Genomic DNA, 8,709 nt, shown 5'->3' on the forward strand with positions numbered 1-8,709 from the left:
GCCCGCCGAACCCGACGCGCCGCTCGGCGGCAACAGCCTCCTCGAACGCCCGCTCCTTGGCCGCCGCGACCGGACCTTCTCGCGCCTTGCGCGACTCACGGGGCGCGGGGTCTCCGCCCACTCGCCCATCCTCGAGCCGCTTCTGCGGACTGTGCGCGCCAACAATCCGCGCGAAGACTTCGAGCTCATCACGCGCGCCTACGAGGTCGCCGAGCGCAGCCACCAGGGGCAGAAGCGCAAGAGCGGCGATCCGTACATCACCCATCCGGTAGCGGTCGCGACGATCCTCGCGGAGCTCGGCATGACGGGCACGACCCTCGCGGCGGCGCTCCTGCACGACACGGTGGAGGACACCTCCTACACCCTCGATCAGCTCCGCAAGGATTTTGGCCCCGAGGTCGCGATGCTCGTGGATGGGGTCACGAAGCTCGACAAGGTTCAGTTCGGCGACGCGGCGCAGGCTGAGACGGTCCGCAAGATGGTCGTCGCGATGGCCAAGGACATCCGCGTCCTCGTCATCAAGCTCGCCGACCGCCTGCACAACGCGAGGACATGGCGTTTCGTCTCGCCGGAGTCCTCGGCCCGCAAGGCGCGCGAGACGCTTGAGATCTTCGCCCCGCTGGCCCACCGGCTCGGCATGAACACGATCAAGTGGGAGCTCGAGGACCTCTCGTTCGCGGCGCTGTACCCGAAGGTGTACGAGGAGATCGTGCGGATGGTGGGCGCGCGCACCCCCGAGCGTGAGAAGCAGCTCGGCGTGATCCGGGACCAGATCGCGGAGGATCTCCGGTCCAGCAAGATCCGGGCCGAGGTGACGGGCCGCCCGAAGCATTACTACTCGATCTACCAGAAGATGATCGTCCGCCAGAAGGAATTCGACGACATCAACGACCTCATGGGCGTCCGCATCCTCGTGGACTCCGTGAGGGATTGCTATGCCGTTCTGGGCGCGATGCACGCGCGGTGGAACCCGCTTCCCGGGCGGTTCAAGGACTACATCGCCATGCCGAAGTTCAACATGTACCAGTCGCTGCACACGACGGTCATCGGGCCCAACGGCAGGCCGGTCGAGATCCAGATCCGGACGCATGAGATGCACCGGCGCGCCGAGTACGGCGTGGCGGCCCACTGGAAGTACAAGGACCAACCGAACCGGAACTCGCATGCGCCGGACGGCAGGGCCGCGGAGATGGGCTGGCTCCGGTCGCTCGTCGACTGGCAGCAGGAGACCTCTGACCCCGGCGAGTTCCTCGACTCGCTGCGCTTCGAGATCAACGCTCGCGAGGTTTTCGTCTTCACCCCCAAGGGCGAGGTCATGGCGTTGCCCGCGGGCTCGACACCGGTCGACTTCGCCTACGCGATCCACACCGAGGTGGGGCACCGGACCATCGGCGCGCGCGTCAACGGCAAGCTCGTCCCGCTCAACAGCGAACTCAACCACGGCGACGTCGTCGAGATCTTCACGTCGAAGGCGGAGGGCGCGGGGCCCAGTCAGGACTGGCAGAACTTCGTCAAGAGCGCCCGCGCCCGCAACAAGATCCGGCAGTGGTTCAGCAAGGGGCGGCGCGAGGAGGCTATCGACAAGGGCAAGGAGCTGCTCACGCGCGCAATGCGCAAGCAGAACCTCCCCCTTCAGCGCCTCCTGAGCCACGACGCGCTGCTCGCAGTCGCGCAGGAGTTCCGCTACCAGGACATCGCGGGGCTCTACGCGGGCATCGGCGACGGCCACGCTTCTGCACAGTCGGTGGTCGAGAAGCTCGTGGACAGTCTCGGCGGCGCTGCTGGCACGGCCGAGGACATCGCCGAGACGATCGCCGCGACCACGCCCGCGCCGCCGCGCTATTCGGATTCGGGCATCATCGTCAAGGGCGTCGACGACGTGTGGGTCAAACTCGCGCGATGTTGCACGCCCGTTCCGCCCGATCCGATCCTCGGATTCGTCACGCGTGGATCCGGAGTCTCGGTCCACCGCACCGACTGCACCAACGCCGCGGGACTCCGCGCGCAGCAGGACAGGATCGTCGAGGTCGAATGGGCCCCGACGCAGTCGAGCGTCTTCCTCGTCGAGATCCAGGTCGAGGCCCTCGATCGCAAGAGCCTCCTTTCGGACGTCACTCGGGTCCTCGCGGAGAACCACGTCAACATCCTCTCCGCCCACGTCCACACCTCGAGCGACCGGCTCGCGCTCTCCCGCTTCGCGTTCGAGATGGGCGATCCGAAGTACCTGAACCACGTCCTGAGCGCCGTCCGCCGCATCGACGGCGTGTTCGACGTCTACCGCACTACGGGGAACCGCCGCCGCACCTAGCATCACGCGGGCGCGGTCCGCGTCTCGCGGAGCAGGGTTGCGATGACTTCGCGGCCGCGTTGTTTGCGCGGCTGGCGGGGGAGTGCATCGAGTGCGCGTGCGACGAGCGACGGCGTGAGGCCGAGCCCGGGACGGCTGAGCAGCCTCCTGAGCGTCACCGAGGCGATCGGGGTCTCGCCATGCATCGAGAGGTCAACCGCGGTGCGCAGGGGACTCGTGACCAGGAGCGGCCCGAGTTCGATGATGTCGAAGTCGCCGAGCCATACCTCGTGCACGAGGACGCCGCGTGCCTTGCGGGCCGCGGAGAGCCGGCGCGGTGCCGGAACGAGCAACACGGGGAGGGGCGGCGCGGGCGCGCACCCGTAGATCCATGCCGCGGACTGGCGGCCGACGACCGTGCGCGCCCGGAGCCTAGGCTCGTAGACGGTCGCGAGGCCCGTTGCCCTCAGCTCGGGCGTGAGGGGAGCCGTCGCGGGCGCGTACGCATCGCCGACAAGCCGGCGAAGCACGCCGTCGTTCGTCATTGCCTGGAGCTCGGCAGGCGAGAAGGGGCGCCCTGGGGTGAGGATCGTGGTCGGCGAGGCCGACGGCGGGTTGGAGCGGCCGGGTGGGGAGTGCATAACCGCCATCCTTCCCCGAACCGGCGCGGCCCGGCGACCGCCGGGGCCCGCTTGTGGATAACCGCGAGGCCCCGCCGCCGCCCAAGAAGGGACGGCAACGGGGCCTCAGGTCTAGCGCGGGGCGCTTAGCCGAGCTCGCTCGCCGACTTCCGCAGCGTCTCGAGCCACGACTCGCGGGCCTCAAGCGCCTCACGCGCCTTGGCTGCCTCGCGGGCGTTGCCGGAGTTCTCCGCGGCGGCGAGATCGTCGCGAAGGCTCGCGATTGAGGCCTCGAGCTGCGAAAGGGCCGAGTCCGTGCGCGCCTGGATCTCAGGATCCGTGCGGCGCCAGTTCTCGTTCTCGGCGTGCTGGATCGCGTCCTCGACCTTCCGGAGCCCGGCCTCGATGCGACCCATGTCGCCGCGCGGGACCTTGCCCGCTTCCTCCCAGCGGTCGCGGACGGACTGGAGCGCCTTCTTGGCCGCCGCGACGTCCGTGATCGGAAGGATCTGCTGCGCTTCGGCCAGCAGGGCCTCCTTGACCGCCAGGTTCTCCGAGAACTCGCGGTCGATCGCCGCGTTGGTCGACTTGCGGGCCTCGAAGAAGACGTTCTGGGCGGCGCGGAAGCGAGCCCACAGTGCGTCGTCCTCCTTGCGGTTCGCGCGCGGCGCTGCCTTCCACTCGTCCATGAGGCGGCGGTACTCGCCCGCGGCGTAGCCCCACTCGGTCGAGGTCTGGAGTGCCTCGGCCTCGGCGATGAGGCTCTCCTTGACGGTCTTCGCGGCGGCGTTCGCGCTGTCGAGCTGCGAGAAGTACGCGCGGCGGTGCCGGTCGAACTGGGTGCGCGCGGCGCGGAATCTCTTCCACAGGGCGTCCTCGGCGGAGCGACCGAGGCGAAGGCCCGACTTCTGCGAGTTCTTCCATGCGTCGAACAGCTCGTTCATCCGCGCGCCGCTCGTCTTCCACTGCGTGCGCTGTGGGTCCTGGCCGGAGATCTCCTCGGCCTCGGCGACGATGGCCTCGCGGTTGGCGAGCTCCTCGGCCCGCGCCTTGTCGTGCGCCGCCTTCTGCTCCGCCTCGGCCTCGACGAGGGCCGCCTCCAGGGCGTCGAGGCGGGCCTCCGCGCCGAGTACGTCGCCGACCATCGCGCGCTCCGCGAGCTGGGCCCGCAGGTGGCCGGCCGCCTTGCGCACGTCACCCGCGGCTGCGTGCGACGTCACCCGCTGCTCGAGCAGGGCGATCTGGGCGAGCACGTCCTCGAACTTCCTTGCGAAGTACGCGAGGGCCTCGTCCTCGGAGACGCCCGGGTATTGCCCCACGGGGTGCTCCTCGCCGCCGATCGTCAGGAAGACGTGCCCGTCTCCCTCGACGCGGCTCCACTTGCGGGCTTCGTCGAGGTTGACCGGCGTGGCGGCCGGGGGAGCGGCGGGTGCAGCCGCCGGGGCGGCGGGAACGGGGCCCGGCTTCGCCTTGGCGAACGCCGCGGGAGAGGGGGCGGAGGGAACGGGCGCAGCCTCGGGAGCTGCAGTGTCGTCGGGTTTCTGACTTTCGGTCACCGCTAGAAGTTCTTTCGCTTGGTGTGGACTGGAGTGCGGGCGTGCCCGCTGCTTAGTTCAGTGTGAACGAGTCTATCGTGACTGGAGTCACGGGAGCCCCGTCATCTGCTGAGCTTCCGCCCGGGGCGACGCCCGCTGCGGCAATCTTTGAGACGGCGTCGAGGCCAGACGTGACATGGCCCACGACCGTGTAGCCGCCCGCCGAGTCATTGGGGAACGTCGAGTCCTTGTACGCGATGAAGAACTGCTGGCCGTTGCCGTACGCGTTGTTCGAGGTCCGGGCCACGGCGATCGTCCCCGCTGGATACTTCTGGTCCTTGGGCGTGTTCTCGAGCGGGCCCCACGTGTAGCTCGCGTCCGACTTGCCGTTCGCGTCCTCGGCGCCACACTGAAGGATCGCCGCCGTCGCGCTCGTGGTCAGCCGGTGGCACACGCGGCCCTTGAGCGTGCCTTGGTCGGCGAGGGACTTGAACACGGCTGCGGCCTGTGGGGCCGCGGTTCCGTCGATCTGGACGCCGAGCGTCGAGCTGTTGAGCACAAGGCTGCCGGTGAAGGTCTTCCCGGCGGCCGTGCTCGCGGCGGGGACGCCCGGGGCGTTGGTCTGCGCCGCGCTAGGGCTCGCGCTCGCGCTGGCGCTGGGGTTGTTGAGGCCTGCCTTGACCGCCTCATAGTCGGCGGCCGTCGGATTGGACGCGAACACCGTGCCCTGCAGGACGCCGGCGAGCGCGACGGCGACGACGACGGCGGCGGACGCGATGACGTTGTCCCGCCGTCGGCGGGCCTCGTGGCCTCGTCGCAGCTCCTGCTTGGCCTCCATGAGCTGCAAGCGACGGCGCGCCTCCTGGGCGTTGCGCTTCGACACGCGGACTGACCTCCCTGGCTACCGCATAAACTTGGGCATCAGCCAGTCTACGCACGCTGGCATTTTTTGCAGCGTCATCCTCACCACGCCGTCACCCTCTCAAGGAGCATTAACCCCATGGCACGTACCGCCTCGCTGTCCGGATTCCCCGAGTGGCTTCCGCAGGAGCGATTGGTGGAGCTCCACGTGCTCGACACGCTCAGGAGGACGTTCGAGCTCCACGGCTTCTCGTCGATCGAGACGCGGGCTGTCGAGACCGTGGGTCAGCTCTTGCGCAAGGGGGAGATCGACAAAGAGGTGTACGGCCTGAGCCGCCTCCAGGACGACGAGGACTCCGCGACGAAGTCGGACGCCAACGCCCTCGCCCTGCATTTCGACCTCACGGTTCCATTCGCGCGCTACGTGGTCGAGAACGCCGGCTACCTCGCGTTCCCGTTCCGCCGCTACCAGATCCAGAAGGTCTGGCGCGGCGAGCGCCCGCAGGAGGGCCGCGCCCGCGAGTTCACGCAGGCGGACATCGACGTCGTCGGCGACGGGACGCTCCCGTTCCGCTACGACGTCGAGCTCGCGCTCGTGATCGTGGAGGCGCTCTCCGCGCTTCCGATTCCGCCGTTCCGTCTGCGGGTCAACAACCGCAAGCTCGCCGAGGGCTTCTACCGCGGGATCGGTCTCACGGACACGGCCGGGGTGCTGCGCAGCATCGACAAGCTCGAGAAGGTCGGGCCCGAGCGTGTCGCGGAGCTCCTCCATGAGGAGCTCGGCGCGACCCCGGAACAGGCCAAGGCCGCGCTCGAGCTCGCCTCGATTCGCACCGAGGACACCTCGTTCGTGCAGCGGGTGCGCGATCTCGGCGTCGAGGACGAGCTCCTTGAAGAGGGCCTGGGCGAACTCGAGGAGGTCATCGCGGCGGCGTCGGCGGTGGCACCGGGCACGGTCATCGCGGACCTCAGCATCGCGCGTGGCCTGGACTACTACACCGGCACGGTCTACGAGACCGTCCTCGTGGGCCACGAGCACCTCGGCTCGATCTGCTCGGGCGGACGCTACGACGCGCTGGCCACGAAGGGGAACCGCAAGTTCCCGGGCGTGGGCCTCTCGGTCGGCGTCACCCGGCTCGTGAGCCGCATCCTGGCCGCCGATCTCGCCGTCGCCAGCCGCTCGGTGCCCACGGCCGTGCTCGTGGCCCTTTCCGACGACGCGTCGTGGGGCGCCGCACAGAGCGTCGCGGCACAGCTGCGCGGGCGCGGGATCGCGACCGAGGTCGCGGCGTCGGCGGAGAAGTTCGGCAAGCAGATCAAGTACGCGGACCGGCGCGGCATCCCGTTTGTGTGGTTCATGCACCACGACGGCGGGCACGAGGTCAAGGACATCCGTTCGGGCGAGCAACTCGCGGCGGACCCGGCCACGTGGATGCCGCCGGCCGAGGATGTCGTGCCTCAGATCCGCCCAGCCGCCCCCGCCGAGGCCTGAGGCCGAAGGCCGGCGGGTAGACTCTCAGGGAAATCCGACTTGTTTGAAGAGGAGCGTTGTGCTGCGCACACATGACCTCGGTTCTCTCCGTTCCGAGCACATTGGACAGACCGTCACCCTCGCGGGCTGGGTGGCCCGCCGCCGTGACCACGGCGGGGTGGCGTTCGTCGACCTTCGCGACGCCTCGGGCGTGGCCCAGGTCGTCGTGCGCGAAGAGGAGGTCTTCCACGGGCTCCGCAATGAGTTCGTGCTGCAGATCGAGGGCACGGTCGAGCGGCGTCCCGAGGGCAACGAGAACCCGCACCTCGCGACGGGCGAGATCGAGGTCATCGCCCAGAAGGTGACGCTGCTCAACAGCGCCGATCCGCTCCCGTTCCAAGTCGACGAGCACGTCGAGGTCGGCGAGGAGGCGCGCCTCCGCCACCGCTACCTGGACCTGCGCCGGCCCGGCCCCGCGCGGGCCATGCGTCTCCGTTCGGAGGCCAACCGCGTGGCGCGCGAGCTGCTCCACGACGAGGGGTTCATCGAGGTCGAGACGCCGACGCTCACGCGCTCGACCCCCGAGGGCGCGCGCGACTTCCTCGTCCCCGCGCGCCTCGCGCCGGGCTCGTGGTACGCGCTCCCGCAGTCGCCGCAGCTGTTCAAGCAGCTCCTCCAGGTCGGCGGAATCGAGAAGTACTACCAGATCGCCCGCTGCTACCGCGACGAGGACTTCCGCGCCGACCGCCAGCCGGAGTTCACCCAGCTCGACCTTGAGGCGAGCTTCGTGGACCAGGAGGACATCATTGCCCTCGGCGAGCGGATCGTCGCGGCCGTCTGGAAGCTCGCGGGCGTCGAGGTCCAGACGCCGATCCCGCGCATGACCTACGCGGAGGCGATGGCGAAGTACGGCTCCGACAAGCCGGACCTGCGCTTCGGGCTCGAGCTCACCGACCTGACCGAGTACTTCAAGGACACGACGTTCGGCGTGTTCAAGGCGCCCTACGTCGGCGCGGTGGTCATGCCGGGCGGCGCGTCGCAGGCGCGGCGCACCCTCGACGCGTGGCAGGAGTGGGCCAAGCAGCGCGGCGCCAAGGGGCTCGCCTACGTCCTGTTCAAGGAGGACGGCGAGCTCGCGGGCCCCGTGGCCAAGAACCTCACCGAGTCCGAGCGTGAAGGCCTCGCGGCCGCGGTCGGCGCCCAGCCCGGGGACTGCATCTTCTTCGCGGCGGGCGAGACGTCGTCGTCGCGCGCGCTGCTTGGCGCCGCGCGCGTCGAGATCGGGCACCGCACGGGGCTCATCGACCCCAACGGCTGGGCGTTCGTGTGGGTTGTCGACGCGCCGCTCTTCGAGTCGAGCGAATCGGCCGTCGCCTCAGGCGACGTCGCGCTCGGCTACTCGGCCTGGACGGCTGTGCACCACGCGTTCACGTCACCCAAGCCAGAGTTCATGGACTCGTTCGACATCGATCCGGGGAGCGCGCTCGCCTACGCGTACGACATCGTGTGCAACGGCAACGAGATCGGCGGCGGCTCGATCCGTATCCACCAGCGCGACGTCCAGGAACGCGTCTTCAAGGTCATGGGCATCGACCACGAGGCCGCGCAGGAGAAATTCGGCTTCCTCCTTGAGGGATTCAAGTACGGCGCCCCGCCGCACGGCGGCATCGCTTTCGGCTGGGACCGCGTGGTCGCCCTCCTCGCGGGCGTCGAGTCGATCCGTGAGGTCATCGCGTTCCCGAAGACCGGCAACGGCTACGACCCGCTCACGGCCGCGCCCGCGCCCATCACTCCTGAGCAGCGCAAGGAGGCCGGCGTGGACTTCAAGCCGGGCGACAAGGGCAAGGGCGCGGCAGCCGGCGCCTGAGCCCGGCGCACGCACGGGTCATGGAAGACTTGTTCGGGCTCGAGCCCTCAGGCGACGACGACGCCGAG

Annotated in this window: 5 protein-coding genes and 1 pseudogene; 3 read left to right on the plus strand and 3 right to left on the minus strand. The window is 69.4% G+C overall.

The window, feature by feature from the left end; translation table 11 throughout:
* Positions 1–2,308, plus strand: a 2,308-nt coding sequence (locus ACLN58_RS13770) for a RelA/SpoT family protein (RefSeq protein ID WP_415855829.1), incomplete at its 5' end; no start/stop codon positions are given.
* A 2-nt stretch (positions 2,309–2,310) separates the two neighbouring features.
* Here the strand turns inward: ACLN58_RS13770 and ACLN58_RS13775 are convergent.
* From ACLN58_RS13775 to ACLN58_RS13785, 3 genes and pseudogenes are all read right to left on the minus strand, one after another.
* The gene (locus tag ACLN58_RS13775) at positions 2,311–2,928 is read right to left on the minus strand and encodes a hypothetical protein (RefSeq protein WP_415855830.1); all 618 of its coding nucleotides are present in this window, start codon (positions 2,926–2,928) and stop codon (positions 2,311–2,313) included.
* 125 nt (positions 2,929–3,053) lie between these two features.
* Positions 3,054–4,466 (minus strand): annotated as a pseudogene (locus ACLN58_RS13780) (DUF349 domain-containing protein); the annotation flags it as partial.
* A 49-nt stretch (positions 4,467–4,515) separates the two neighbouring features.
* Positions 4,516–5,280: a peptidylprolyl isomerase gene (locus ACLN58_RS13785; RefSeq protein ID WP_415855833.1), complete on the minus strand. Its 765-nt coding sequence runs from the start codon at positions 5,278–5,280 to the stop codon at positions 4,516–4,518.
* A gap of 162 nt (positions 5,281–5,442) precedes the next feature.
* Between ACLN58_RS13785 and hisS the strand changes: the two genes are divergently transcribed.
* Positions 5,443–6,795 (plus strand): histidine--tRNA ligase, encoded by a 1,353-nt coding sequence (gene hisS, locus ACLN58_RS13790; RefSeq protein WP_415855831.1) that lies wholly within the window; start codon positions 5,443–5,445, stop codon positions 6,793–6,795.
* A gap of 58 nt (positions 6,796–6,853) precedes the next feature.
* Positions 6,854–8,641 (plus strand): aspartate--tRNA ligase, encoded by a 1,788-nt coding sequence (aspS, locus tag ACLN58_RS13795; RefSeq protein WP_415855832.1) that lies wholly within the window; start codon positions 6,854–6,856, stop codon positions 8,639–8,641.
* Positions 8,642–8,709: the final 68 nt, after the last annotated feature.

This window comes from Sinomonas sp. G460-2 (genome assembly GCF_047759905.1).
Classification (GTDB): Bacteria; Actinomycetota; Actinomycetes; order Actinomycetales; family Micrococcaceae; genus Sinomonas.